Raw genomic sequence first — 24,662 nt, 5'->3', positions numbered from 1 at the left:
ATGGTCAACGAAACCAGTTCAGGCGTGTTGGCGGGTGTGTCCGTCGCCGGGCGCAGCGGTCATTGGGATATCGCTTACGACGCAGGGCGCATCACGGCGCTGCGCCCTGCGCAGACGGGCGGGGGCGGCTTTGTGATGCCCCTGCTGGCCGACATCCACACCCATCTGGACAAGACAATGACCGCCGCGCGGATGCCGCGCCGCGCGCAATCGCTGTTCGACGCCATCGAGATGATGGGACAGGACGCAGCCCGATGGACCGATGACGATCTGCGCGCCCGCGCGACACAAGCATTGGACAAGGCACATCGCCACGGAACCGCCCTGATGCGCAGCCATGTGGACTGGCCCACCGCCGACACGCCGCGCGGCTGGCATGTGCTGCGCGAACTGGCGCAAGATTGGCGCGGGCGTGTCGATCTGCAACTGTCGTCGCTGACCGCTCTGGATGATCTGCTGCGCATCGGAGTCGATGTTGCCCCTGCCCTGCGCCATGATGGCGGGGTTCTGGGCGCCTTTGTCTATCGCAATGCCAATCAGGCGGCAGACATCTCTACCCTGTTCGATCTGGCCGAAAGCCACGATCTGCACCTCGATTTCCACGTTGACGAAGGGCTGGACGCAGACGCCCGCGGTATCGACGCAATTATCGACCAGACCGCCAAGCGCGGCATGGGGGGGCGTGTGCTATGCGGACACGGCTGCGCGCTGTCGGTGCGTGACCCCGCCGAAGTCGAAACGCTTTTGACCCGCGCCGCCGATGCGGGTATCGGGCTGACCGTTCTGCCCGGTGCCAACAGCTATCTTCAGGACGCCCGCACTGGTCGCACACCCCGTTTGCGTGGCCTCGCCCCGCTGCAAGAGGCCGACGCCGCAGGGGTTCCGGTCATGTTAGGGTCGGACAACGTGCGGGACGCGTTCTTTCCCTATGGCGACTACGACCTGATCGACGTGCTGCGCATGGGCGTCCTGATGGGACACCTGCCGCCCGACAACTGGCTGGACGCCATCAGCGCACGGCCCGCCGCATGGATGGGCACCACGCTGGACATCCGCGTGGATGGCCCCGCCAGCTTTATCCACTTTGACGCAACCGATCTGAATGACGTGATCAGCCGCGCGACCGCCACGCGGCGTGTCTGGCGCGATGGCGCGGTTCTGCACCCCTTTCAAGGAGACCTTTAATGTCCGACAATCCGGATCTAACCGCTTTCAAGGCCGCACTTGACGGCATCCGCTTTCACGACAGCCAAAAGCATCTGGCCGCACGGTCCCATGATTATTTCTGGTACAGCCCGATCCTGAACGACCAGCTTAAGGACAAGATCGGCGATCTGCTGGTTGTCCCGCAATCGGTCGAAGAGGTGATGCAGGTGGCATCGCTGATTGCCAAATACAAACTGCCCCTGACCCTGCGCGGCGGCGGCACCGGAAACTACGGGCAATGTGTGCCGATGAACGGCGGTGTCATCATGGACCTGACCCGACTGGACAAGGTGCTGGAGATTACCAAGGGCCACGTGCGCGTACAGGCAGGCGCGCGGATTTCGCGGCTGGATGATGCGGCCCACGAGACAGGGCAGGAACTGCTGATGTATCCGTCAACCCGCCAGATGGCCACGATCGGCGGATTTCTTGCGGGCGGATCGGGCGGCATCGGATCGCTGCGCCACGGCATGCTGCGCGATCCGGGCAATGTCAGCTACGTCAAGATTATCACCGTCGAGGAAGACCCGCAGGTAATCGAACTGCACGGCGGCGACATCCAGAAGGTACAGCACGCCTTTGGCACCAACGGGATCATGGTCGAACTGGGCCTTGCCCTGACCCCGAAAACCGACTGGATTCACACCGCAGCCCTGTTTGACGGCTATGACCGCGCGCTGAACTTTGCCACCAAGGCGCAAAAGGACGGCATGGACTGCTATCTTCTCACGGCAGTCGAACGACGCTTTGCCTCCTATTACACCAAATTTGGTGATCTGTTTCCCGCTGACCGCGATGCGATCTTTGCCATGGTCGCACCGGACGAAATGGATCGCTTCACCGCCGAAGCCAAGGCACAAGGCGGGCGCGTGTCCTTCGCCATGACCAAGGAGAAAATCCGCGAAGCGGGCCTGCAACCGGCTTATGAATGCGGTTGGAACCACACCACCTTGCAGGCGCTCAAGGTTGATCCGGGCTGGACCTATCTTCAGGTCGCCTATCCCCGCCCCTTTGATGTGGATGTGGTGATGCGTCAGATGGCACGATACGGCGACGATATATTCTGGCACCACGAAATGGCGCGACAAGACGGAGATATCCAGATTTTTGCCCTGCCGCTGGTGCGTTATCGCGGCAAAGACGAGATGTACCGCCTGATCGCCGAGCTGGAACAAACCGACGGCTGCACGATCTTTGACCCCCATGTCATCACCATCGAAGACGGCGGCATGAAGGAAATCGACACCGCACAAATAGATTTCAAAAAACGGGCAGACCCCTACGGGCTGATGAACCCCGGAAAAACACGCGGCTGGACCGACGATATGGCCCGCCGCGATGACCAACACCAACAAGGAGAAACAGCATGAAAAAAACACTGACAGCATTCAGCGCAGCCTGCGCCCTGCTTGCCGCATCGACGGCTTGGGCCAATGACAAGGTTGTTATGGGCACCAACTGGCTGGCCCAGGGCGGGCACGGCGGATTTTATCAGGCGGTGGCCGATGGCACCTATGAAAAATACGGGTTGGATGTCGAAATCAGCCCCGGCGGGCCGCAGGTCAACAACCGCCCGATGCTGTCTGCGGGGCGGCTGGATTTTTTGATGGCGGGCAACCTGTTGTTGTCATTTGACAATGTGCGCAACGGCATCCCAACTACGGTCATTGCGGCATTGTACCAAAAAGACCCCCAAGCCCTGATGGCACACAAGGGCCAGTATACCGATTTTGAAGCGCTCAAGGAGGCCCCGACTGTTCTGGTGTCAAAAGACGGCCAGTTCAGTTTTTGGGAATGGATGGTGCAAAGCAACGGTTTCCGCAACGAACAGCTGCGCCCCTATGGCTACAACCTTGCCCAGTTTCTGGCCGACGACAAAATGGTGCAACAGGCCTATGGCACCGCCGAGCCGATCTATGCGGTCGAACAGGGCGCCGAGGTCGACGTGTTCCTGCTGGCCGACAATGGCTGGAACACCTATGCCGCCACGATTGAAACGCGCCAGCAGTTGATCGACGAAAACCCCGAGCTGGTGCAGCGGTTTGTCGATGCTACCATCGAAGGTTGGGTCAACTTTCTGTACGGTGATCGCGCGCCCGCCTATCAGGCAATCATGGCGGCCAACCCCGAAATGACCGTTGAAAAACTGGACAAGGAAGTGGCCCAGCTTCAGGCGCTTGAAATCATCGACAGCGGCGACGCGCTGGAAATGGGCATCGGGGCGATGTCCGAAGAGCGGATCAAAGCGTTTCACGATCTGGCCGTGTCCAGCGGCATCATCGAAGACGGCGCGGTTGATCTGTCCAAGGTCGCCACCAGCCAGTTCGTCAACAAAGGGCGCGGGCTGGACCTCAAGGCCAAGCTGACAGGCAACTAAGACGGGCAAGGCCGTATCCTTTTGCAAACAGAACTTTGCCCCCGTCCGGTTGCGCGCTGGCGCGGGGGCACGGTTTTCTGTTAGACCTGCACAGCCGCAAAGACTGCACTACACGGATCAATCAAAGCCTTGCGGGTTTGTAACAAAACCAATTCAGGACTGCCAATGACCACAGCAAAAATACGGCGCAGCGCCATTCACGAGGCGATCCGCGATGCGGCCATCCGCGAATTCGCGCGCAACGGGCTGGCAGGCACCTCAACGCAGGTCATTGCCAAATCCGCAGGCATATCCAAGGCGCAGCTGCACTACTACATCACCTCCAAAGAGGACCTCTACCAAGAGGTGCTTGGCTATATCGTGTCGCACTGGCGCGAGCTTTTCTCGCTGTCTTCTGCGCTGGAAGACCCCGCCGAGGCGATCACCAACTACATCCGCCGCAAGATCGAGCACGCGCTGGATCATCCCGATGTGTCGCGGTTCTTTGCCAATGAAATGGCGCGCGGCGCGCCTGAAATGGGCGACCACTGGGGGGAACTGCGCACCTCGGTCGAAGAGGCGAACGACACCATTCGCGCATGGATCGACGCAGGGAAAATCGCGCCGGTCGATCCGCTACTGTTCCAGATCAACATGTGGGCCGTCACGCAACATTACGCCGAATACGAAGCACAGGCGCGGATGCTGATGGGCGTGGCCCCAGATCAACCAATGGACGCCGACCGCATCACCGCCGAGGCCAGCGCGCTGTTTTTGCGCCGCTGCGGGCTGGACGAAAAGGGGAGACGTATATGAAGGCGCTAACTCCCGACAGCCTGCCCGCGCCCTTCGGGGCCTATGAGCACGGCGTTCAGGCTGGGCGCTTGATTGCCACCTCGGGCCAGTTGGCGTTGGCGACAGATGGCACCATTCCGCTCGATGTCACAGTACAGGCCGAACTGTGTTTTGACAACATCCGCGCCATTCTGGACGCAGCAGGTACGGATTTTTCCCACGTCCTCCGCTTTACCGGCTATGTCACCCGCCGCGAGGATTTCACCCCCTATATGGCCGTGCGCGACAGGCTAGTGCAGGATCTGGCAGTAAAACCCGCCTCAACCCTGTTGATCGTCACCGGATTTACCCGCCCCGAATTTCTGGTCGAAGTCGAAGCACTGGCGATGGTCCCCGCCTGAACCGCCCTAACCCAGCCGCGCCTGCCCCGACTTCACCCGCCGCAACGGAATCGAGCTTTCAATCGACGCAACACCCGGAATCTTGGTGAAAGTACCGACCAGAAAACGTTCGAATTCTTCCAGTCCGCTGGTGGCAATGCGCAACAGATAATCGCGATTTCCTGTCATCAGCCAACAATCCACAACCTCGGGATGGCCCGCGATCGCCTGTTCAAACCGTGCCAGCGCATCATCCACCTGCTTTTCCAGTTTAACCGACAAAAACACTGAAAAGCCGAAACCCAATGACGTCTCGTCGATCAGCGCGGCATAGCCCGTAATCACACCTGCCTCTTCCAGCAGCCGCACGCGGCGGGCCACCGGCGACGGACTAAGACCAACCTGCGCCGCAATCTCTTGAATCGATGCACGCCCGTTGGTTTGCAAGGCACGCAAAATGCCCAGATCTAATATGTCGGGGTTGGCTGAAACCATCACAAAATCCGCCTTCGTTGGATACTTCCACCAATACAGATGCAATAGCAGCAAAGAAAGCAGAGAATCACGGCACGACACGCGATATATAGCAATGAAACGCCAAATTGATGGAATTTCTATGACCCGCTTCCACCACCTCAAGACGATCGAACAGCGCCTTTTGTGGCTGTCGCACTGGATGATCCACAACGCCAACCACATCCGCCCAAAGACCGAAGGCATCAAGACCGGCGGGCATCAGGCGTCGTCGGCGTCGATGGTTTCGATCATGTCTGCCCTGTATTTCTCGGCGCTGCGGCCCGAAGACCGCGTCGCGGTCAAACCCCACGCCTCGCCAGTGTTCCATGCCATGCAGTATCTGATCGGCCAACAGACACTGGAAAAGATGCAGAACTTTCGCGGCCTGAACGGCGTGCAGTCCTATCCGTCGCGAACCAAAGACATCGACGACGTGGATTTTTCGACCGGCTCGGTCGGTCTGGGCGTAGCGATCACATCCTTTGCGTCGCTGGTGCAGGATTACATCCATGCCAAACGCTGGGGCAATGACATTCCCTTGGGCCGGATGGTGGCGCTGGTGGGTGATGCTGAACTTGACGAAGGCAACATTTACGAATGCCTGCAAGAAGGTTGGAAAAACGATCTGCGCAACGCGTGGTGGATTATCGACTATAACCGCCAGTCGCTGGACGGCGTGGTGCGCGAGGGGCTGTTCAAACGGGTCGAAAAGATATTCGAGGCCTTCGGCTGGGACGTGGTACGCATCAAGTACGGCCACTTGCAGCGCGCCGCCTTCAAGGAACCGGGCGGTGAGACATTGCGCGATTGGATCGACAACTGCCCCAACCAGCTTTATTCGGCGCTGACCTTCATGGGGGGGGCGGCATGGCGCGACCGGCTGATGGACAGTCTGGGCGATCAGGGCGATGTGACCCGACTGATCGAAGGGCGCAGTGATGACGAACTGGCCGAGCTGATGGAAAACCTTGGCGGCAACTGCGTGCACACGATGGCCGAAACCTTTGACGCCATCGACCACGACCGCCCCGTCTGTTTCCTTGCTTACACAATCAAGGGCTGGGGCACGCCGATTGCGGGCCACAAGGACAACCACGGCGGGCTGATGAACCCCACGCAGATGGCCGCGTGGCAAAAACTGATGGGTGTGCCGCAAGGTCAGGAATGGGACAGGTTCGCAACCGTCGAAGACCCCGACACCCTGCGCGATTTCCTTGCAACGGTGCCGTTCTTTGCCAAAGGGCCACGGCGCTACAGCGATGACGTGCTGGACGTTCCCACAATCGAAATTGCCACCGACCGCGAAATTTCAACCCAGATGGGCTTTGGCAAGATCCTTGACGACCTGTCCAAAGGCGACAGTGCGCTGGCCGCGCGCATCGTCACCACATCACCCGATGTGACGGGCACAACCAACCTTGGCCCGTGGGTCAATCGCCGCAAACTGTTTGCACGAGCTGAACAACAAGACACATTCATCAACGAAAAAATCCCCTCGACCGCGAAATGGGAATTCACACCACAAGGGCAGCACATCGAACTGGGCATTGCCGAAATGAACCTGTTCCTGCTGCTGGCCGCTGCGGGCCTGTCCCATTCGCTGTTCGGCAAACGGCTGATCCCCATCGGCACGGTCTATGATCCCTTTGTGGCACGCGGATTGGATGCGCTGAACTACGCCTGCTACCAAGACGCCCGCTTTATGATCGTCGGCACCCCGTCCGGCATCACGCTGGCCCCCGAGGGCGGCGCGCACCAATCCATCGGCACCCCCCTGATCGGGATGAGCCAAGACGGTCTTGCCGCGTTCGAGCCTGCCTTTGTCGACGAGTTGGCGGTCATTATGCAGTGGTCGTTCGAATACCTGCAACGCAGCGGCGAGGGTGATCCGGATGAACGCACATGGCTGCGCGACGAAACCGGCGGATCGGTCTATCTGCGGCTGTCCACCAACCCCATCGAACAGCCCGGAAAACGCGTTGACGACGACTTTCGGCAGGGCGCCATCGACGGGGCATACTGGCTGCGTAAACCCGGACCCAATTGCGAGGTGGTGATTGCCTATCAGGGTGTTGTCGCACCCGAAGCCATCCGCGCGGCCGGTATCATCGCCGAAGGCCGCCGCGATGTCGCTGTTCTGGCCGTCACTTCCGCCGACCGGCTGAACGCAGGCTGGACCGCAGCACAACGCGCTAGGGCACGGGGCAATCCCGCCGCGCGATCGCATGTCGAAACCCTGCTCGGTGGCCTTTCGCGCGATTGCAAACTTGTCACCGTGATCGACGGCCATCCCGCCACGTTGGCTTGGTTGGGGTCGGTTATCGGCCATCAGACGGTATCGCTGGGCGTCGAACATTTTGGCCAGACGGGCACCATCGCAGACCTGTACCGCCATTTCGGCATCGACGCACATGGCATCGTGGAAAAGGTAAACGGCCTGACACATGGCCGCCCGATCAGCCCGCCGCGATCTCTGTGATCGCAACGGCGGTGCAGTCCGGCGGACAGATCAATAGATGGCAACCAGACGCCCTTCGAGGAAATGCACAGAAACCGGCGTGTCATAGACATCGCTCAGCAACTCTGCCGTCATGATATCATCCGTTGCGCCGTGGCGGATGATGCTGCCGTCCTTCATGACCACAATCCGGTCACAGTAGGCCGCCGCCATGTTGATGTCGTGCAGCACCACCATGATTGTCTTGCCCAGATCACGCGCCGCGTCACCAATCAGTTGCATGATCCGCACCGCATGACGAATATCAAGGTTGTTCAAAGGCTCGCCCAGCAAGATATAATCAGTGTCCTGCGCCAGAACCATCGCGATAAACGCACGTTGCCGCTGCCCGCCCGACAATTCGTCAAGAAACCGGTCGGCCAGCACTTCAAGCCCCAGATATACCAGCGCCCGCGCCACATGGTCCGCGTCCTCGGTCGTCGGGCGACCGTGTGAATGGGGATAGCGCCCGAAAAAGACCAGATCGCGCACAGTCAGGCGGGCAGAGGGATGATTGTCCTGCCGCAACACAGCAAGGCGTTTGGCGATCATCGCACCCGACGTATAACCAAGGTCCATCCCTTCCAACGTCACGCGCCCCGCATCAGCTTTGATCATCCGTCCGATGATCGCCGTGACGCCTCAGGCTGGCAGGGAAAAGCAGACATCGTCCAACACAGCCTTGCCATCGTAAGATTTTGATATCTTGTCGAGTTGAATCACCGCGTAGCCCCCCGAATGACGAGAGAAAGACAATGCCGCCGATGAACTCGATCACCACCGCAAGAACTGTGTCATAGGATAGAACCCGTTCAAGGATGACTTGCCCGCCGATCAGGCTGACCATTGCCATCAATGCAGCACCGGGCAGGATCACAGCATGGCGCGACGTTGGCAAAAGCAGATAAGCAAGGTTCGCCACCAATGCAATCACAGATGCCACCAGCATCCGCCCCGCCACAGGCAGGTCCGGTGCCAGAAGCATGACCAGCAAAATCTGCAAATCTTCGCCGTCCCCTCACGGCCGATGGCGGCGTCACGATCCACCACGAACAACCAGTCTGGGTTTGTCTCGCGAATAAACTCATGCGAGATCGCCTGCCCGTGGTTGCCCGTGTCCTGCCTGTCGCCACGGGCACTAAACCGAATTCCTAGTGTACAACGCCAAAACGCGATCCGGGGCCATGCGCGCTCATCCGGCCGCCCGTAGTCAGCATAACCAGAACACGGCGCGTCCTCAACAGCAGCGTTCAGTTTGGCCACATCCGCGTCAAGCGCGCCCAATTCCACCGCAGCCTCGGCTTCTTTGCCGAACACGCGGCCTGATGCGCCGGCAATATCCCCGACGGCCCACCCGCAACAGGAACCCGAAGGGCATCCAGTGTATCAAGCGTTTGCAGATCAAAAACCAACACCTTTTCGGGCGGTTCCGGCAGCACCGTTTCGCCTTGGGCATGAGAGATTGTGATGTAAGCAGATGCGCTTGTCAGCGCTGCCAAGCGTGACAGCAAGCGCTGCAAGGGAAGTTCGCAAGTTTATCATGTGTTGTCCTTCAGATTGGCGTCAAAAGCAGGGCCGGTTGGTCGCGGGATCAGAATGTGGTCGTCGCGCCGATCCACAGGCGGCAGCCTTCAACCAAAGTGTTGTGGGTGTCCTGCTCGACCCGTTTGTCGAACAGGTTGTAAATGGCACCATTCACGGTCACCGCATCGCAGCCTGACCAACGAAGACAGCAGCCAGCCCCCGAAAACCCCGCCCGTTCCCAAGGCACTAATCAGGGTTCGCCTTAAATCTGTGCCCTCCTGTCAACGAAAATCATAAATCGCGCGGGAAAGGTTGGCTTTCCAGAAAACAGCAGTTAAGGGCTGGCCAACAAACACGGAGCTGGGTGAGATTCCCGGCTGGCTCCTCCGGCCGCCTATCCGCCGGACAACCCATCAACAGATGACTTCAAAAAAGACCGCAAGCACCAGCAGGCGGCCTATGGATACAGAACTGTTCATGATTTCTCTTTCTCAATACCGGCGTCAGTGGACGCACAACATTCGCGGTGATCTTCTTTCTGGGCTGGTGGTCGCACTCGCCCTCATTCCCGAAGCGATCGCCTTTTCCATCATCGCGGGGGTGGACCCCAAAGTGGGGCTGTACGCCTCTTTCTCCATCGCCGTTATCGTTGCGATAACCGGCGGTCGGCCGGGCATGATTTCGGCGGCCACAGCGGCCACGGCTGTCCTTATGGTGACCCTCGTAAAAGAACACGGGCTGGAATACTTGCTTGCCGCCACCGTGCTTGCGGGTCTTTTGCAAATCGGCGCAGGCCTGTTAAAGCTTGGCTATGTCATGCGGTTCGTTTCGAAATCCGTCATGACCGGCTTTGTGAATGCTCTCGCCATCCTGATTTTTATGGCCCAGTTGCCAGAACTCGATCCATCAAAAGTACCAATGCTGACCTATGCGCTGGTGGTTGGCGGTCTTACGATCATCTATCTTTTTCCGCGTCTGACCACGGCTGTCCCGTCGCCCTTGGTAACCATCATCGTGTTGACGGTCCTGACCCTGCTTATGGGCTGGGATGTGCGCACAGTCGGTGACATGGGTGAACTTCCCGACACGCTACCGGTCTTCCTGATACCTGACATTCCGCTGAACTTCGAAACGCTGGCAATCATCTTTCCCTATTCGGTGGCCGTTGCTGTCGTGGGCCTGCTGGAAAGCCTGATGACCCAGCAGATCGTCGATGACCTGACCGACACCACATCCGATCGAAATCAGGAATGTATCGGACAGGGCATCGCCAACACCGCCACTGGCTTTATCGGCGGCATGGCGGGCTGTGCCATGATCGGCCAGTCGATCATCAATGTGAAATCCGGCGGTCGCGGGCGGCTTTCCAGCTTTGCTGCCGGTGTCTTTCTATTGATCATGGTCGTGATGGTCGGTGATATCGTCGCGATGGTGCCGATGGCTGCATTGGTCGCCATCATGATCATGGTCTCGATCGGGACATTTTCATGGTCGTCGATCAAGAACCTGCGCGATCACCCCCGATCCTCGTCCATCGTGATGTTGGCGACGGTGTTTTTCGTGGTCTACACCCACAACCTCGCCATCGGCGTTCTTGTCGGTGTCCTGTTGTCAGGCATTTTCTTTGCTTGGAAAATCGCCCAGCTTTTCCGTGTCCGCTCGGCGATCACGGCAGATGGAAACCACCGCACCTATACCATCGAAGGGCAGCTTTTCTTTGCCTCCTCCGAAGATTTCATGAAGGCCTTCGACTTCAAGGAAGCACCGGAAAAGGTGACGATCGACGTCAGCCGCGCCCATATCTGGGACATTTCATCGGTTGCGGCACTGGACATGGCTGTGCTCAAGTTCCGCCGTGAAGGGGCCGAAGTCGAGATTATCGGGCTGAACAAAGCATCCGAGACCATCGTCGACAAGCTTGCCATCCATGACAAGCCGGGCGCGATGGATCAATTGATGGGTCACTGATGGAGGACCACGACATGACAACGAGTACATTAATCGCCCTTGTCGACGGCTCCGCCTATTCGGAAAGCGTGTGCCATCACGCGGCATGGATCGCGGGCAAAGCCAACTGGAAGGTCAAAGTCTATCATGTGATGGGCCGCCGCGATGGCCTCGAAAAACAGGACTTGTCAGGGGCCATCCAGCTGGGTGCGCGCACCGAGCTTCTCAAAAAGCTGACGGAACTGGATGCGGCGCGGGCCAAGCTCGCCCATGAACACGGGCGGGCCATTCTCGACGACGCCAGCGTGCTGATCAAGGGCGACGGCGACCTCGAAGTGGAAACCCGTCTCAGGCAGGGTGATCTGGTCGAAACGGTAACCGCCAAGGGCGAAACCGGCGAAATGATCGTTATCGGCAAACGCGGCGAGGCCGCAGGCCTTGCGATGGAACATCTTGGTTCAAACCTCGAACGCGTCGTGCGGGCCAGCCACAAACCGGTCTTTATCGCCAATCGGGCGTTCAAACCCATCGAAAAGGTGCTGGTTGCCTTTGACGGCGCCGCGTCGTCGCTCAGCGCAGTGGACTTTATCGCCCGCAGCCCGCTGTTTGCCGGTCTCGAAGTCGCCCTTGTTTTTGCAGGCAAAGAGACGCCCGAAATCCGCAAGTCGATGGACAATGCCGTTGCCACCCTGAACGCTGGTGGTCTGGACGCCGAGATCATCATTCGAAGCGGCGAACCGGAAAAAGTGCTGGCGCAGCTTACGGCACAGGAAGATCACGAACTTCTGGTCATGGGCGCCTACGGGCACAGCCGGATCCGGTCGCTGCTGATCGGGTCGACCACGACAGAAATGATCAGATCCTGCCGCGTGCCCATCTTGATCATGCGATAGGGCACCCAAAACCCTGAAGATAAACTTCTCGACAACGCGCCCTCCCACCCCTGCGGGGGGCGCGCGACCTGACGACCTTTTTCAGCCCGACGGGTTATTCCCCGTACAAGAGCGCGCGCTCAGGTCAAAATAGCGCTGCGGCTTCCGTATGCACCCGAACATTCCGATAATCTTGATCCAAATCAAAGCTCATATGCGGGCAGGCGCATATTGCACGCATCATGCAAGATATTCTGACCGCCATCTACGACCCGACCCGCCGCGCTGCACTCGCCCTTTTGTGGGCGGGGGGCGAACATTGCGTTTGCGAATTGATGGACCGGCTGGATGCCAGCCAAAGCCGGATGTCACGACACATGAAAGTGCTGCGCGACGCCGGTCTGGTGCTGGACCGACGCGACGCGCAATGGGTGCGCTACCGCCAGAATCCCGACCTTGCACCCGAATTCAGGGCCGTGATTGAAGCAATTCTGGCCGCCGAACGCACTTACGAAAGGGAGGTCGCATGACCGTCGAAACACACGACCCCGCCCTGCAGCGTGGCGCACCCGACTGGGCTTGGTACGTCGGCATCCCTACCGTGGGCGTGCTGCTCTATCTGCTATACGGCCAGTTGATCCCGATCTCGGAATGGGTAACCGCCCTGTTTCCAGTAGCGCGCGACAGCCACACCGGCGAGGCCATCGCATTTTTTGTCTATGACGTGCCCAAGGTGCTGTTGCTGCTGACCGGTATCGTCTTTGTTACCGGTGTTCTGCGCAGCTGGTTCAGCCCCGAAAAATCCCGCGCAATCCTTGCGGGCAAACGTGAAATTCTCGGTTATCCCTTGGCGGCCCTTTTGGGTGTGCTGACACCCTTCTGTTCGTGTTCCTCGGTGCCGCTGTTCATCGGCTTTGTCTCGGCGGGTATTCCGCTGGGCGTGACGTTTTCCTTTCTGATTGCGGGGCCGATGGTGGGGCCGGTAGGGCTTGGGCTGCTCTACGGTCTGGTCGGCTGGAAGATCGCCACGATCTATCTGGTTTTCGGGTTCACCATCGCCACCGTCGCCGGCTTTATCCTTGGTCGGATGGGGCTGGAACGGTATCTTCAGGATTGGGTGCGCGAATTGAACGCAGGGCCAGGGGGCGACCTGCCCGAAGAACGGTTGACGCTGGTCGACCGTTTGAAAATGGGACTGGAACAGGTCCGCGAGATCGTCGGCAAAGTCTGGATCTGGGTGCTGGTCGGCATCGGTATCGGTGCCGCCATCCACGGCTATGTGCCCCAAGAAATGATGTTGCGGATCATGGGCGGCGAGGCGTGGTGGTCTGTTCCCGCCGCTGTGGTGGTCGGCGTGCCGATGTACACCAACGCCGCTGGCGTCATTCCCATCGTCGAGGCGCTGCTGGGCAAGGGCGCGGCCCTTGGCACAACGCTGGCCTTCATGATGTCGGTAATTGCCCTGTCACTGCCCGAAATGATCATCCTGAAACAAGTTCTGACATGGCGTCTGATTGCGATCTTCATCGCGGTTGTCGCGGCGGGCATCCTTGCCACCGGCTTTCTCTTTAACGCACTTCTCTGAAAGGACTTCTTATGAAACACGTCAAGGTTTACGGCCCCGGCTGCGCGCGCTGCGCCACCACCGAACAGATGATCAAGGATGCCGCCGCCAAACTGGGCATTCAGGTCGAGGTCGAGAAAGTCACCGATGCAAAATCCATCGCGATGGCGGGCATCATGTCGACGCCCGGCATTACCGTCGATGGCAAGCTGGTCCATGCAGGCGGCCTGCCGGATGCCGCGAAGCTGAACGGGTGCCTCGGCACCTAGGCCGGATCAACCATCTGCCAGCGCATATCCAAAGCCACGAATGGCACACAACGGATCAATACCGATTTGCGCCTTCACCCGCTTGCGCATCCGGATAACGTGAAAGTCGATCGACCGGCTTCCCGTCCTCCAGCCGTTGTTCGCAAAGGCCAGACTTTCAAGGGATTGGCGGTCGATCCTGCTGGTCTTTAAATCGAAAAACGGGCCCAGCACGCACAGTTCGGTTTTGCTCAACTCGGCTGACAGGTCTTGGAAGTGCATTTTAAACCCTGATTCATCAAGCTGGAAACAACCCGACTCACGGCGCCCGCTCAACGCACTGGGCCGCTCTCTGCGCAAAAGGGCTCTAAGCTTCAGAAAAATCTCGCCATCGTTGCTGGCGGGCGTAAGCGACAGCGCATTCGGGCAGGCTTCACCCCGCGACATGATAGGAAGAACAGGCAAGGTTTCGGTCGCGCGTGAACGGTCAACCTGTTCACGAAAATCGGAAATGGCATTGCTGACAACAAGATCATGCAACAGCACATCGGGTTTACGGGCTGCGATGTTGTCCAGGCAGGCCTGCAAATCATCAACTTCAAGCAGATCGAAACGGGCCTGATCCAAACCGTCCCGCAGCCTGTCCGACAAACTGCCCCGCCGCCCGAACGCAAGCGCCAGTGCGCGCCTGCTTGAAGTCAGTTCGACAACTTCAAGTTCGGGGTCATCCCAAAGCATATCCGGCACCGCGTATCGTCCGGATCAGATCGTCGCCTCCGTGCGTACTAAGGGCTTTGCGCAGACGTCCGATATGAACGTCGACTGTTCTGGTATCGACATAGATTTCGCGCCCCCAGACCCGATCAAGCAATTGCTCCCGACTCCAGACGCGCCCCGGCTTTTCCATAAAGGTCGTAAGCAGCCGAAATTCCGTCGGGCCCAACTTCAGCTCGTGCTCGTCACGGAAAACCTTATGGGTCTCCGCATCCAGCATGACATCGCCAAAAATCAACCGCTCGCCGACCGACGCAGGCCGCGAACGCCGCAACTGCGCCCTGACGCGGGCCAGCAGTTCCAGAACCGAATAGGGCTTGCAGACATAATCATCTGCTCCGGTTTCAAGGCCGCGCACCTTGTCGACTTCTTCGGAACGGGCAGAAATCATGATCACCGGCGTGGCGCGCAAGGCGGGCTTCATCTTGATCTGCCGACAAATCTCGATGCCAGAGGTGCCCGGCAACATCCAGTCCAGCAAGATAATATCAGGCTGCTCTTCTTCGATCAGAAGAAGCGCTTCGTTGCCGTCTCCTGCCTTGATAACGCGAAATCCATCATTCTCAAGATTGTAAACCAGCACTTCTCGCTGCGCCAGTTCGTCTTCAACCACCAGAACGGAAGGCTGCATTTCGGCCATCAGTCATCACTTTCGTGAAATGCCATCGTCGTTTTATCGTGCTTGGGGCGGTCGTCTTCAGGCATCTCACCTGTCACCAGATAAATTGTCTGTTCCGCAATCCCCGTTGCGTGATCGCCCACGCGCTCGATGTTCTTTGCGATGAAATGCAGGTGCATCCCGACCGCGATATTGCGGTGGTCTTCCATCATGTGCGTCAAAAGCGACCGGAACAAAGTGTTATAAATCTGGTCGGCTTCCATATCTCTTTCGATGATCTCTTCGGCCTTGGCCGCATCGCGGTGGATATAGGCGTCCAGCGCGTCCTTGATCATACCCTCGACAAACTTGGACATCCGCCCAAGCGCAGTCAGCGTTTCGTCAATTTCGACGCTTCCGGCCATTGCGATTGTGCGTTTGCTGATGTTCTTGGCATAATCGCCGCAACGCTCCAGATGCGAGCTGATTTCCATCACCGACAAAACCGTGCGCAAGTCACCCGCCGTAGGGGACCGCAACGCAAGCAGACTGGCCGCATCGGTTTTCACACTCTGATCAAGCTCATCCACCAGCCGGTCGCCCAAGCGGACCTTTTCAGCCAGCTCGACGTCCTGCGTTTTCAGCGCTGTCGCTGCTTCGGACAGGGCAACTTCTACGATACCGCCCATTTTCATGACCGCAGCTTGGATCCCTTCAAGATCACGGTCGAACGAGGATACGATGTGTTGTTCGCTCATTGGTCTGTTCCTTACCCGATCCGGCCAGTGATATAGCTTTCAGTGCGGCTATCCTGAGGATTGGTGAAAATCTGGTTGGTTTCGTTAAATTCGACCAGCGTACCAAGGTGGAAAAACGCTGTGTTCTGGCTCACCCGTGCCGCTTGCTGCATCGAGTGCGTGACGATGACGACCGAATATTCGCGGCGCAGTTCATCAATCAGCTCTTCAACCTGTGCCGTGGCAATCGGGTCAAGCGCCGAACAGGGCTCATCCATCAGCAGAACTTCGGGTTCGGTGGCAACAGCGCGTGCAATGCACAGACGTTGTTGTTGTCCGCCCGACAACCCTGTTCCGGGTTGATCCAGCCGGTCCTTGACCTCATCCCAGATCGCACCGCGACGCAGCGACTTTTCCACGATCACATCAAGGTCGGCTTTTGATTTGGCCAGCCCGTGAATGCGCGGGCCATATGCGACGTTGTCATAGATCGACTTTGGGAACGGGTTGGGTTTTTGGAAAACCATGCCAACCTGCGCACGCAACTGTACGGGATCGACGGATTTTGCGTTGATGTCGCTTCCGTCCAGCTCGATTTGCCCTGTAACACGGCAGATGTCGATCGTGTCGTTCATCCGGTTCAGACACCGCAGAAAGGTGGATTTACCGCACCCCGACGGGCCGATAAAGGCCGTAACAGTCTTGTCCGCAATATCCACATCGACGTTCTTAAGGGCGTGTGTATCGGCGTAATAGACGTTGACATCCCGCGCTGTAATCTTGCTGTCAGTCATTTTAACGTCCCGTTCGATCTTTCTCATGTCGTTCATATCGTTATCCTTTTTCGGGTCGCTTACCATTTGCGTTCAAATTTTTGACGAAGGTAAATCGCGATGCCATTCATGAAGATCAAGAAGCCAAGCAAAACCAGAATGGCTGCCGAAGTACGCGAGACAAAGCCCCGCTCGGGGCTGTCCGCCCAGATAAAGATCTGGGTTGGCAGCGCTGTGGCACTGTCAAACGGTGATGACGGTGCAGATGTGATAAAGGCGTTCATCCCGATCAGCAAAAGCGGGGCGGTTTCACCCAAAGCCTGTGCAAGACCGATGATGGTGCCTGTCAGGATACCCGGCATGGCCAGTGGCAGAACGTGCTGGAACACAACCTGATGCTTGGACGCGCCTACACCCAATGCCGCCTCGCGGATCGACGGTGGCACCGCCTTAAGTGCTGCGCGGGTCGCGATGATGATTGTCGGCAGGGTCATCAGCGCCAGCGTCAGACCACCGACCAACGGCGCAGATCGCGGCATACCGAACCAGCCGATAAACACCGCCAAGGCAAGCAAACCAAACACAACCGACGGAACCGCAGCAAGGTTGTTGATATTCACCTCGATGAAATCGCTCACCTTGTTCTTGGGCGCGAATTCCTCAAGATAGATCGCGGCACCGATCCCCAAAGGGAAAGAAATCAAAAAGCACGTCAGCAGCGCCCAGAACGACCCGACGATTGCGCCCTTCAAACCGGCAAGCTCCGGAAAGCGCGAGTCCGCATTGGTCAGAAGTCCGGTGTTCAGCGGCTTCGAAATCATGCCCAGTTCTTGCAGACGGTCAAAGCGTTCGATGGCTGCATCGTCCAACCGGCGGTTCGCTTCAAGAGTGTCACGCTTGACCAGCCCTTTGGCCAACTGGTCATAGGGGTCCGATGTCGGCACCTTGATCGTGATAGTCTGCCCGATCAGCGACGGATCAGCCACAACCATATCGCGCAGCGAAAATTGCGCCCCGTTCGACAGGATCATGGACAGGTCACGGGCATCGGCCCGACTGGTCATGTCGACATCCGGAAAATACTTGCCCAGCGACGCGCTCAGAACATCGTCAAAACCGCCACGCGGCAAACCGGACGCCGGAACTTCTTCGGGGTCAACAAAAACTTCAAGCTGGACATGCGTCTGCGTAAAGGCCTGATACCCTGAACTGACCAGCGATCCGATCAGGATCACAAGCATCATGATGGCAAATGAAATCGCAGCGATGCCAAACCCTTGCAGAATGACCTGCTTGCGATTGCGGCGCGCCAGACTGTTGCGCACTGCCTCGGTTGTTGCGTTGGTCGGACGGGGTCCGTTCTGATTGGAAGTAATATCGGTCATGTCTGCGCGACCCTCAATCGTAGATTTCACGGTACTTACGGACAATCCGCAGTGCCAGGATGTTGATCAGCAGCGTGGCGATGAAAAGCATCATACCAAGCGCGAAAGCTGCCAGTGTTTTCGGGTTGTCGAACGAGGTGTCACCGATCAACAGTGTCACGATCTGAACGGTAACGGCTGTAACGCTGTCCAGCGGGTTGATGGTCATCTTGGCGATCAGGCCTGCGGCCATCACCACGATCATCGTCTCGCCGATGGCGCGGCTGACAGCCAGAAGAACACCGCCCACAATCCCCGGAATGGCCGCGGGAAACAGGACGTTCAACATCGTCTCTGCCCGCGTCGCTCCCAGCGCAAGCGCCCCGTCCCGCAAGCTTTGCGGCACCGCCGACAATGCATCATCAGCAAAGGACGAGATAAAGGGGATCAGCATCACACCCATCACACTGCCCGCCGCAAGCGCGGTATTGGGCGCCACGTCCAGACCGATGCTTTGACCGAACTGGCGAATGGCAGGGGCAATGACAAGAATGGCAAAGAAGCCATAAACAACCGTGGGAACACCGGCGAGGATTTCCATAACCGGTTTGATAACCTGACGCACCTTGTGGGGTGCAAATTCGTTCAGGTAAATCGCGGTCAACAGCCCGACAGGCACGGCGACCGTCAACGCGACGGTGGCAATCACGATCGTGCCAAGAAACACCGGCACCGCACCGAACGCGCCTTCGGCGGCAATCTGGTCAGCGCGGATGGGAATCTGCGGCTCCCAGCTTGTCCCGAACAGGAATTCGGTAAAGGAAACCATCGAAAAGAACTTTGCCGTCTCGAACATCAACGCGGCAACAATCCCGATGGTGGTAAAGATGGCGACTGTGGCGCAAAAAATCATCAAGCCAGAGGTGATCTTTTCAACCTGCTGGCGCGCCCGGAATTCCGCAGCAACGCGGCGGCGCGCGGCAAACATCAAAACGACCACCAGAACCGCGACAACTGCCAGCATCAGCGCTGTCGAGGTTGCCTGATAGGTAACCAGACGATCTGCCGCCACCAGTTTCCAGTCTTCGGGTGTGCCAAAAATAGTGCCTCGGCTGATCGACTTGATTTCGGCAAGGATCAGTTGAACTGCCCCCGTGCCCAACCCGTCCAGCGTCCCCTCAGGCAGGCTTGCCATCAAAAGGCGGTCCACGACCGGACCCTGAAGCATCAACCACAGAAGCAAAAGCACGAACACCGGCACAAGCACGGTCAATGCCGAATAAAGCCCGTGGAAATTTTCCAGCGAATGCAGACGCATTCCATTGTTCCGGATGGCCTGTGCGGCACGCCGGTTGATGAAGTAGCCGGCCAGAGTGGCGGCAAAAAGAAGCAGGAAGGCCGCGAGAGTCATGTCTTGGCTTTCAATTTAATGAATAATATCTGCCCGGACTTACGCCCGGGCAGGCAAGATCGAGTACGCTTACTCGGGTGCTTCCATGGAAACGGCGTTCAGCACGTTTTCCTGAACTGTCTTGCGACGCTCGTCACCCAAAGCAACCATGCCGCGCTCGGTCAGGTAACCACCGGGGGCCATCGCGTCTTCGGACATGTACTCTTCGATGAACTCGTTCAAACCGGGGATCACGCCACGGTGCGCGTTCTTGACGTAGAAGAACAGCGGACGCGACACCGGATAATCGCCAGAAGCGATTGTTTCGGGATCGGGCTCGACAGCGTCGATTTTAACAGCCTTCAGGGTATCAAGGTTTTCGAACAGGAACGAATACCCGAAGATGCCCATCGCGTTCTTGTCAGAGTTCAGACGCTGAACGATCAGGTTGTCGTTTTCACCGGCTTCGATGAAAGGACCGTCTGTACGCATACGCGAGCAGTTCTCTTCAACCCAGTCGCCGTCGAAATCGCCATTGGCAACATAGTCCAGCTCTTCGCAACCGGCGTGCATCGCCAGTTCGACAAACGCGTCGCGTGTGCCGGATGTCGGGGGCGGGCCAAGCACTGTGATGTCGACCGCAGGCAGACGCGAGTCGATTTCCGACCACATGCTGTAGGGGTTGGCAACCCACGCACCGTCAACGGGAACTTCAGCGGCCAGCGCCAGATAGATTTCAGCCAGCGACAGATCCCAATCAAATTCGTTCGAGCTGGAAATCGCGATCGACAGACCGTCCGAACCGATGTTCGCTTGTGTGATGTCGGTTACGCCGTTCTGGGCGCAAAGCTCGAACTCGGACGGTTTCATACCGCGCGACGCGCCGGTGATGTCGGGGTGTGTTTCGCCGATGCCCCCGCAGAAAATCTGCATGCCGCCGCCGGTGCCTGTGGATTCAACGATGGGCGACGGGCTGCCTGTGTTGTTGGCAAACTGTTCGGAAACCGCTTGGGTATATGGGAAAACCGTGGACGAACCGACGATGCGGATTTCGTCACGCGCAGCAGCAGCAGTGGCGGAAACAGCGGCAAGCGCCAGCGCCGACACGGAAAGCTTTGTAAAAGACATGGTATCTCCTGATTGTCGTTTAGGGCCGGAGCATTCGACCTCGGCTGTTGGTTAGTGAGATTCTGTGATGCTTTTGCAAAAGTTTCGTTACAGTTTTGTGACAGTATCCAAATCACTGCAGAAACCTGCCCCCGCCCCGTTCTCAACACGGGCCGGATGCCATGACAAAAGAAGCCTTTACAAAACTAGATATATGGTTATATTAGCCCCATGACAATAAACACCTCATATGCCTCAGCCCTTGCTGCCCTTGGCCACGACGCCCGGCTTTCGATCTTTCGCCTTCTGGTCAAGGCGGGGAATGACGGCCTTCGGGTCAGTGACATCGGTGCCCATTTGGGCCTTGCGCCCTCTACCCTGGCACATCACCTGTCAACCTTGGTGGATGCGGGCCTTGTGATTCAGGACAAACAGGGGCGCGAGGTCTTCAACCGCGTCGATTTTCCGGCCATGCGACACATTCTTTCTTTTCTGACGGCTGAATGCTGTTCTGGCGTTACCGTACAATCCGCCGAGGATGCCGCATGACACAGAAAACCGATTTTTCTTACCCAAAAACACCTACAATTCCGGAGATTTAGTTATGACCGACACCACCCTGTCCTCCCCCGGCCTTCGGACCACGCTGCGCCACATCTGGCAAGACCAGCGCGTCTGGCTTGCCTCGGCGCTGATTCTGGCGGCGCTGGCCCTGTTCGACCCGACACAGGCCACAGACAGCGCAACCTTTGCCGGACGCGCCCTTTTGGGCACCGCGCCCTTCCTGATCCTGTCGATTGCAATTGCCGCTTGGGCGGGGGCAACCGGCGCCGACAACCTGATCGCCCGCGCCTTTACCGGAGCCCCGCTTCTGATGATCGGGCTGGGCGCGCTGGCCGGGGGCGTCTCGCCCTTTTGCTCTTGCGGGGTGATCCCGCTGATCGCTGCACTGCTTGCGATGGGCGTGCCCTTGTCTGCCGTCATGGCCTTTTGGCTGGCATCGCCCATCATGGACCCGTCGATGTTCGTGCTGACAACGGGCGTTCTTGGTCTGGAATTCGCCATCGCCAAAACCGTGGCCGCTGTCGGGCTCGGGATCTTTGGCGGGCTTGTCGTGCTGGTCCTGTCGCGAGGCGGTGCGCTGGCCGATCCACTGCGTGACGGCATCGGCAACGGCGGTTGCGGCGGATCAAAGGTACGCACACCCGGTCCCGTCGTCTGGCGTTTCTGGGACGAACCAGAGCGGCGCGCCAAGTTCGGCAAGACGGCCATGACCACAACCCTGTTCCTTGCCAAATGGCTGACGCTCGCCTTTATCCTCGAAAGCCTGATGCTGGCGTGGATTCCGGCTGAAACCGTGACCGCCTCGCTCGGTGGCGAGGGACTTGCCCCGATCGCGCTTGCAACGCTGGTGGGTGTTCCGGCCTATCTGAACGGTTACGCCGCCCTGCCGCTGGTCGGCGGGCTGATCGGTCAAGGCATGGCACCGGGGGCCGGAATGTCCTTCCTTGTGGCGGGCGGCGTCACGTCGATCCCTGCCGCAATGGCCGTCTGGGCGCTGGCACGGCCGCAGGTCTTTGCCCTCTATATCGCCTTGTCCCTGACAGGTGCCTTTGCCTCTGGCCTGTTGTTCCAGTTCTGGACAGTCACCTAAGGACACGTCCCAACCCCCGAGTTCCACCACCCTTCAACTGCCAGAGAATTTTTCATGCTCCCAAGACTTGTCTCGGGGCGGCGCGGTCTGACCGTCGCCGCCCTCGGCTCTTCGCTGACGGTCAGCTGGGCGTCGAGCTACTATATCCCCGGGCAGCCGACACTGAGGCTATCTGAAGCATTCGACAAGTAGGACTCATGCACTTGACCGTCTCACTCAGCTCAACGCTCCCTTGACGGTCCGCGCCCCCGCTCGGGCCGTTTTTCGTCATCTGGCCGGTCTTTTCCCTGGCTACGATCAACGAAAGGCTGGCGTTGAACTTCAGAGCGGGCCACAGAGGCGCTAAGCACCATTGTGGCCCGTTCGGTCGCCACATCTGTTAATCGCCCTGAGAACGCCGCCACGGCCCACCCTAGCGCCCTGTCGCCTGGATCATGAGATTCCGCCAAAACTGCCGCCGCAGCGCTATAGGTTCTCATCACACGATTGCGGCGCTCGACAATCGCACCGTCCCAAGGCTGGCTAGGCAGACGGCCCCCATTGTCCTGCATGTCGCGCTTCACTTCCCGTTGCTTTGCCTTATCAACATACGGGGTTATGCCGCGCTGACGCATTTTATAGACTGGGGTTCTCGCACCCTGTCGAGTTACGCCGCGCGCATGCCGGGGTGTCGATTCCGCCTCTACCCCTCTTTTCCGTAGCTTTTCCGCAAACGTGTCCCGCAAGTGCTGTAAGTCGGCTTTGCGAAGATTCAGCTTCACACCATCATGCCCAACGGTGCGAACCGTAAAATGAACATGCGGGTGCTTTGTGTCAGTGTGCAAGGCCATCACATAATCATGACGTCCGCCAAACTCTTGCTGAGCCAAATCGCGAACCGCGTCCTTTACGGCCGTGGCGTTGGTGTTCCCCGGCATTGAAAAAAATATGCTCGTTGTGATCCGGGTGCGGTCTGTCGCATCGCCGTTGGCTCTGTCATCGTCATGGCGCTGCATCCAGTCACGGTATAAACCTGCGGTTGCTTCCTTGCCGGTAAGGATCACGCCGTCACTGGTCTCAACATCTAGTTGGCCGTTCCTGCTGATATAGTCGATATGAGCGCTGACCCTGGCTCCCTCAGTACGTCTGTTTACAGTGATGGTGTTGCCGTTCTTGTCAGTTTTCGCAGGCCGGGAAACCTTAACCATGACTTCGGGCGCTTTATTGACAACCCGCGAGAGGCGGGCCTTGTCGGCAGCGCTGATTGTTGTCCCGCGACTGCCTGTCCCTGCCTCCGTTTTTTCCGCGCCGCCCAAGTCCGACTTCTTACCAGTCGTAAAATACCCTGCTGCCGGAGAACGAACTGTGCGCGGGCGTCCGGGCTGGGTCCAACAGTCTTGAAAGCCAAACTCGGATTTAAAATCACTCATGGCTCAGCTCTTCGCCCAACTGAAATTCCAAACGTCCCGCCGCGTACAATCTCAGCAGCTCCCGAAGGCCATCAACCGTATTGCGCAACTCGTGCAGCTCCTGCCGTTTCGGCGCATAGCGTCCCCCGGTGAAAACGTCCCGGTTCATAGCGGTGGCGATTTGGTTCAGGTTTGTCGTCGCGCCTCGAAGCTGCCGGAAACCCCAACGGATTGCTTTGCGCTCACCTTTGATGGGTTGCGGTGCTGCCTGCGCTCGGGCTGTCAGAATGCGCGCGGCCCAAGTTGAGGGCGGTACACCCTGGCTTTTGGCTTCGCGCTCGATCTTCGCCCTAACATCTTTCCCGACACGCACGGTCAGCTTGCCCTCTCTTTTCGCTTTGGTCTGCCTCGTCTCGGAAACTTCCGCGTCCTCTGAAACCGTTTCAATCAATTGCCGAAGAAACTCCGAAGGAGACAAACCGTGCCCTGCAGCGACCGCCTCAAAGCGGGCCTTGCTGTTGGGCGAAATACGGGTTTTGGCGACTTCGGATTTCTGAGGCATGACAATTTGTGTCCCATTGCTGGCGCTTAGCCTATCCCGCATTAGAACACTTCACTACCGGATTTGTGCTCCCAGAGCACTTTTGCCCATTTGCGCCCTTGCCCGGGGAAATGCGCCAAGCGCATCACGTTCAAAGAACGTGCCGGAGCTGTCTGCCCCGGACCCCCCATGTCTTGCGCCATACCGCCGCAATGCAGCTTCTGCAGAGCGGTGTTGACCGAACAATCATTGCTCTTTGGCTGGGCCATGAATCGGTCGAGACGACGCAGGTCTACATCCACGCCGATATCGAACTGAAGGAAAGAGCGATGGCCCTGACGATGTGCCTGCTTCGATGCTGGCAATGATGCTGTCGGTGACGTGGGCGTAAAGATCGAATTTGTCAGCCATATCTGGCCTCCTTGTGGTGA

At 58.3% G+C, this 24,662-nt stretch carries 26 protein-coding genes, 1 pseudogene and 1 other annotated feature; of the genes and pseudogenes, 15 read left to right on the top strand and 12 right to left on the bottom strand.

Features of this window, described 5'->3' with window-relative positions:
- The 5 genes from SULPSESMR1_RS20500 (at position 1) to SULPSESMR1_RS20480 (ending at position 4,758) form a co-directional block, all read left to right on the top strand.
- Complete coding sequence (locus SULPSESMR1_RS20500) at positions 1-1,185, top strand: amidohydrolase family protein (RefSeq protein WP_205387995.1); 1,185 nt, start codon at positions 1-3, stop codon at positions 1,183-1,185.
- Complete coding sequence (locus SULPSESMR1_RS20495; RefSeq protein ID WP_089422907.1) at positions 1,185-2,576, top strand: FAD-binding oxidoreductase; 1,392 nt, start codon at positions 1,185-1,187, stop codon at positions 2,574-2,576. Before SULPSESMR1_RS20500 ends, SULPSESMR1_RS20495 begins: the two co-directional genes overlap by 1 nt.
- Positions 2,573-3,583: an ABC transporter substrate-binding protein gene (locus tag SULPSESMR1_RS20490; protein ID WP_089422906.1), complete on the top strand. Its 1,011-nt coding sequence runs from the start codon at positions 2,573-2,575 to the stop codon at positions 3,581-3,583. Before SULPSESMR1_RS20495 ends, SULPSESMR1_RS20490 begins: the two co-directional genes overlap by 4 nt.
- Before the next feature lie 165 nt (positions 3,584-3,748).
- Positions 3,749-4,378, top strand: a complete 630-nt coding sequence (locus SULPSESMR1_RS20485) for a TetR family transcriptional regulator C-terminal domain-containing protein (protein ID WP_089422905.1) — start codon at positions 3,749-3,751, stop codon at positions 4,376-4,378.
- Positions 4,375-4,758 carry a RidA family protein gene (locus SULPSESMR1_RS20480; RefSeq protein WP_089422904.1) on the top strand — a complete coding sequence of 128 codons (384 nt, stop codon included), beginning with the start codon at positions 4,375-4,377 and terminating at the stop codon, positions 4,756-4,758. The genes SULPSESMR1_RS20485 and SULPSESMR1_RS20480 overlap by 4 nt, the downstream gene beginning before the upstream one ends.
- 6 nt (positions 4,759-4,764) lie before the next feature.
- On the opposite strand, the gene SULPSESMR1_RS20475 is transcribed toward SULPSESMR1_RS20480, so the two are convergent.
- Positions 4,765-5,232, bottom strand: coding sequence for an Lrp/AsnC family transcriptional regulator (locus SULPSESMR1_RS20475; protein WP_089422903.1), 468 nt, complete (start codon positions 5,230-5,232; stop codon positions 4,765-4,767).
- A 121-nt stretch (positions 5,233-5,353) separates the two neighbouring features.
- Between SULPSESMR1_RS20475 and SULPSESMR1_RS20470 the strand changes: the two genes are divergently transcribed.
- On the top strand, positions 5,354-7,732 hold the full coding sequence (locus tag SULPSESMR1_RS20470; protein WP_198362912.1) for a transketolase-like TK C-terminal-containing protein: 2,379 nt from the start codon (positions 5,354-5,356) through the stop codon (positions 7,730-7,732).
- Positions 7,733-7,762: 30 nt separating this feature from the next.
- On the opposite strand, the gene SULPSESMR1_RS20465 is transcribed toward SULPSESMR1_RS20470, so the two are convergent.
- Positions 7,763-8,368: an ATP-binding cassette domain-containing protein gene (locus SULPSESMR1_RS20465; RefSeq protein ID WP_240311383.1), complete on the bottom strand. Its 606-nt coding sequence runs from the start codon at positions 8,366-8,368 to the stop codon at positions 7,763-7,765.
- Positions 8,355-8,753 carry a hypothetical protein gene (locus tag SULPSESMR1_RS25290; RefSeq protein ID WP_162791894.1) on the bottom strand — a complete coding sequence of 133 codons (399 nt, stop codon included), beginning with the start codon at positions 8,751-8,753 and terminating at the stop codon, positions 8,355-8,357. The genes SULPSESMR1_RS20465 and SULPSESMR1_RS25290 overlap by 14 nt, the downstream gene beginning before the upstream one ends.
- 874 nt (positions 8,754-9,627) lie before the next feature.
- Positions 9,628-9,685 (top strand) — a sequence feature (sul1 is cis-regulatory element that is thought to sense ions involved in sulfur or methionine metabolism; They are found in Alphaproteobacteria).
- A 66-nt stretch (positions 9,686-9,751) separates the two neighbouring features.
- Between SULPSESMR1_RS25290 and SULPSESMR1_RS20455 the strand changes: the two genes are divergently transcribed.
- The 5 genes from SULPSESMR1_RS20455 (at position 9,752) to SULPSESMR1_RS20435 (ending at position 13,926) form a co-directional block, all read left to right on the top strand.
- Positions 9,752-11,242 (top strand): SulP family inorganic anion transporter, encoded by a 1,491-nt coding sequence (locus SULPSESMR1_RS20455; protein WP_089422995.1) that lies wholly within the window; start codon positions 9,752-9,754, stop codon positions 11,240-11,242.
- Positions 11,243-11,256: 14 nt separating this feature from the next.
- Positions 11,257-12,114, top strand: a complete 858-nt coding sequence (locus tag SULPSESMR1_RS20450; protein ID WP_089422994.1) for a universal stress protein — start codon at positions 11,257-11,259, stop codon at positions 12,112-12,114.
- Between the two features lie 221 nt (positions 12,115-12,335).
- Positions 12,336-12,623 (top strand): ArsR/SmtB family transcription factor, encoded by a 288-nt coding sequence (locus tag SULPSESMR1_RS20445; RefSeq protein WP_089422900.1) that lies wholly within the window; start codon positions 12,336-12,338, stop codon positions 12,621-12,623.
- On the top strand, positions 12,620-13,678 hold the full coding sequence (locus SULPSESMR1_RS20440; protein ID WP_089422899.1) for a permease: 1,059 nt from the start codon (positions 12,620-12,622) through the stop codon (positions 13,676-13,678). The genes SULPSESMR1_RS20445 and SULPSESMR1_RS20440 overlap by 4 nt, the downstream gene beginning before the upstream one ends.
- A gap of 11 nt (positions 13,679-13,689) precedes the next feature.
- Positions 13,690-13,926, top strand: a complete 237-nt coding sequence (locus tag SULPSESMR1_RS20435) for a thioredoxin family protein (protein ID WP_089422898.1) — start codon at positions 13,690-13,692, stop codon at positions 13,924-13,926.
- Between the two features lie 6 nt (positions 13,927-13,932).
- On the opposite strand, the gene SULPSESMR1_RS20430 is transcribed toward SULPSESMR1_RS20435, so the two are convergent.
- The 7 genes from SULPSESMR1_RS20430 to SULPSESMR1_RS20400 form a co-directional block, all read right to left on the bottom strand.
- A complete protein-coding gene (locus SULPSESMR1_RS20430) occupies positions 13,933-14,643 on the bottom strand; it encodes a hypothetical protein (protein ID WP_089422897.1) in 711 nt (236 codons plus the stop codon).
- Positions 14,630-15,319 carry a phosphate regulon transcriptional regulator PhoB gene (gene phoB / locus SULPSESMR1_RS20425; RefSeq protein WP_089422896.1) on the bottom strand — a complete coding sequence of 230 codons (690 nt, stop codon included), beginning with the start codon at positions 15,317-15,319 and terminating at the stop codon, positions 14,630-14,632. The genes SULPSESMR1_RS20430 and phoB overlap by 14 nt, the downstream gene beginning before the upstream one ends.
- Complete coding sequence (gene phoU / locus SULPSESMR1_RS20420; RefSeq protein WP_089422895.1) at positions 15,319-16,035, bottom strand: phosphate signaling complex protein PhoU; 717 nt, start codon at positions 16,033-16,035, stop codon at positions 15,319-15,321. Before phoU ends, phoB begins: the two co-directional genes overlap by 1 nt.
- 11 nt (positions 16,036-16,046) lie before the next feature.
- A complete protein-coding gene (gene pstB, locus SULPSESMR1_RS20415; protein WP_089422993.1) occupies positions 16,047-16,844 on the bottom strand; it encodes a phosphate ABC transporter ATP-binding protein PstB in 798 nt (265 codons plus the stop codon).
- 23 nt (positions 16,845-16,867) lie between these two features.
- The gene (gene pstA / locus SULPSESMR1_RS20410) at positions 16,868-18,172 is read right to left on the bottom strand and encodes a phosphate ABC transporter permease PstA (protein WP_089422894.1); all 1,305 of its coding nucleotides are present in this window, start codon (positions 18,170-18,172) and stop codon (positions 16,868-16,870) included.
- A gap of 13 nt (positions 18,173-18,185) precedes the next feature.
- Entirely contained in the window at positions 18,186-19,562 is a 1,377-nt protein-coding gene (gene pstC / locus SULPSESMR1_RS20405) for a phosphate ABC transporter permease subunit PstC (protein WP_089422893.1), read from the bottom strand.
- A gap of 69 nt (positions 19,563-19,631) precedes the next feature.
- The gene (locus SULPSESMR1_RS20400) at positions 19,632-20,669 is read right to left on the bottom strand and encodes a substrate-binding domain-containing protein (RefSeq protein WP_089422892.1); all 1,038 of its coding nucleotides are present in this window, start codon (positions 20,667-20,669) and stop codon (positions 19,632-19,634) included.
- A gap of 210 nt (positions 20,670-20,879) precedes the next feature.
- Here SULPSESMR1_RS20400 and SULPSESMR1_RS20395 point away from each other — a divergent pair, with 210 nt between their 5' ends.
- From SULPSESMR1_RS20395 to SULPSESMR1_RS25085, 3 genes are read left to right on the top strand one after another with little or no spacing between them, the layout of a single operon-like run.
- Positions 20,880-21,197, top strand: a complete 318-nt coding sequence (locus tag SULPSESMR1_RS20395; protein ID WP_089422891.1) for an ArsR/SmtB family transcription factor — start codon at positions 20,880-20,882, stop codon at positions 21,195-21,197.
- Positions 21,198-21,252: 55 nt separating this feature from the next.
- The gene (locus SULPSESMR1_RS20390) at positions 21,253-22,302 is read left to right on the top strand and encodes a permease (protein WP_089422890.1); all 1,050 of its coding nucleotides are present in this window, start codon (positions 21,253-21,255) and stop codon (positions 22,300-22,302) included.
- Between the two features lie 54 nt (positions 22,303-22,356).
- Positions 22,357-22,494, top strand: a complete 138-nt coding sequence (locus SULPSESMR1_RS25085) for a hypothetical protein (protein WP_157729068.1) — start codon at positions 22,357-22,359, stop codon at positions 22,492-22,494.
- Positions 22,495-22,523: 29 nt separating this feature from the next.
- Here SULPSESMR1_RS25085 and SULPSESMR1_RS20385 read toward each other — a convergent pair whose 3' ends face one another.
- Complete coding sequence (locus SULPSESMR1_RS20385) at positions 22,524-23,711, bottom strand: relaxase/mobilization nuclease domain-containing protein (protein ID WP_089422889.1); 1,188 nt, start codon at positions 23,709-23,711, stop codon at positions 22,524-22,526.
- The gene (locus SULPSESMR1_RS20380) at positions 23,704-24,252 is read right to left on the bottom strand and encodes a toxin-antitoxin system HicB family antitoxin (RefSeq protein WP_240311380.1); all 549 of its coding nucleotides are present in this window, start codon (positions 24,250-24,252) and stop codon (positions 23,704-23,706) included. The genes SULPSESMR1_RS20385 and SULPSESMR1_RS20380 overlap by 8 nt, the downstream gene beginning before the upstream one ends.
- Before the next feature lie 158 nt (positions 24,253-24,410).
- On the opposite strand from SULPSESMR1_RS20380, the pseudogene SULPSESMR1_RS25605 reads away from it, so the two are divergent.
- A pseudogene (locus SULPSESMR1_RS25605) lies at positions 24,411-24,572 on the top strand (tyrosine-type recombinase/integrase); the annotation flags it as partial.
- Positions 24,573-24,662: the final 90 nt, after the last annotated feature.

This window comes from Pseudosulfitobacter pseudonitzschiae, from assembly GCF_002222635.1.
Lineage (GTDB): Bacteria > Pseudomonadota > Alphaproteobacteria > Rhodobacterales > Rhodobacteraceae > Pseudosulfitobacter > Pseudosulfitobacter pseudonitzschiae_A.
The sequence above is the reverse complement of the archived record's forward strand: the minus strand, read 5'-3'. Positions and strand labels throughout refer to the sequence as shown.

Coding starts and splice junctions, on each gene's coding strand:
- SULPSESMR1_RS20390 (WP_089422890.1), top strand. CDS start 21,253: ATGACCGACACCACCCTGTCCTCCCCCGGCCTTCGGACCACGCTGCGC.
- SULPSESMR1_RS20435 (WP_089422898.1), top strand. CDS start 13,690: ATGAAACACGTCAAGGTTTACGGCCCCGGCTGCGCGCGCTGCGCCACC.
- SULPSESMR1_RS20475 (WP_089422903.1), bottom strand. CDS start 5,232: ATGGTTTCAGCCAACCCCGACATATTAGATCTGGGCATTTTGCGTGCC.
- SULPSESMR1_RS20395 (WP_089422891.1), top strand. CDS start 20,880: ATGACAATAAACACCTCATATGCCTCAGCCCTTGCTGCCCTTGGCCAC.
- SULPSESMR1_RS20450 (WP_089422994.1), top strand. CDS start 11,257: ATGACAACGAGTACATTAATCGCCCTTGTCGACGGCTCCGCCTATTCG.
- SULPSESMR1_RS20430 (WP_089422897.1), bottom strand. CDS start 14,643: ATGCTTTGGGATGACCCCGAACTTGAAGTTGTCGAACTGACTTCAAGC.
- SULPSESMR1_RS20495 (WP_089422907.1), top strand. CDS start 1,185: ATGTCCGACAATCCGGATCTAACCGCTTTCAAGGCCGCACTTGACGGC.
- SULPSESMR1_RS20445 (WP_089422900.1), top strand. CDS start 12,336: ATGCAAGATATTCTGACCGCCATCTACGACCCGACCCGCCGCGCTGCA.
- SULPSESMR1_RS20455 (WP_089422995.1), top strand. CDS start 9,752: ATGATTTCTCTTTCTCAATACCGGCGTCAGTGGACGCACAACATTCGC.
- SULPSESMR1_RS20465 (WP_240311383.1), bottom strand. CDS start 8,368: ATGATCAAAGCTGATGCGGGGCGCGTGACGTTGGAAGGGATGGACCTT.
- phoB (WP_089422896.1), bottom strand. CDS start 15,319: ATGGCCGAAATGCAGCCTTCCGTTCTGGTGGTTGAAGACGAACTGGCG.
- SULPSESMR1_RS20480 (WP_089422904.1), top strand. CDS start 4,375: ATGAAGGCGCTAACTCCCGACAGCCTGCCCGCGCCCTTCGGGGCCTAT.
- pstB (WP_089422993.1), bottom strand. CDS start 16,844: ATGAACGACATGAGAAAGATCGAACGGGACGTTAAAATGACTGACAGC.
- SULPSESMR1_RS20490 (WP_089422906.1), top strand. CDS start 2,573: ATGAAAAAAACACTGACAGCATTCAGCGCAGCCTGCGCCCTGCTTGCC.
- SULPSESMR1_RS20470 (WP_198362912.1), top strand. CDS start 5,354: ATGACCCGCTTCCACCACCTCAAGACGATCGAACAGCGCCTTTTGTGG.
- SULPSESMR1_RS25085 (WP_157729068.1), top strand. CDS start 22,357: ATGCTCCCAAGACTTGTCTCGGGGCGGCGCGGTCTGACCGTCGCCGCC.
- SULPSESMR1_RS20385 (WP_089422889.1), bottom strand. CDS start 23,711: ATGAGTGATTTTAAATCCGAGTTTGGCTTTCAAGACTGTTGGACCCAG.
- pstC (WP_089422893.1), bottom strand. CDS start 19,562: ATGACTCTCGCGGCCTTCCTGCTTCTTTTTGCCGCCACTCTGGCCGGC.
- SULPSESMR1_RS20380 (WP_240311380.1), bottom strand. CDS start 24,252: ATGCCTCAGAAATCCGAAGTCGCCAAAACCCGTATTTCGCCCAACAGC.
- SULPSESMR1_RS20400 (WP_089422892.1), bottom strand. CDS start 20,669: ATGTCTTTTACAAAGCTTTCCGTGTCGGCGCTGGCGCTTGCCGCTGTT.
- phoU (WP_089422895.1), bottom strand. CDS start 16,035: ATGAGCGAACAACACATCGTATCCTCGTTCGACCGTGATCTTGAAGGG.
- SULPSESMR1_RS20485 (WP_089422905.1), top strand. CDS start 3,749: ATGACCACAGCAAAAATACGGCGCAGCGCCATTCACGAGGCGATCCGC.
- pstA (WP_089422894.1), bottom strand. CDS start 18,172: ATGACCGATATTACTTCCAATCAGAACGGACCCCGTCCGACCAACGCA.
- SULPSESMR1_RS20500 (WP_205387995.1), top strand. CDS start 1: ATGGTCAACGAAACCAGTTCAGGCGTGTTGGCGGGTGTGTCCGTCGCC.
- SULPSESMR1_RS20440 (WP_089422899.1), top strand. CDS start 12,620: ATGACCGTCGAAACACACGACCCCGCCCTGCAGCGTGGCGCACCCGAC.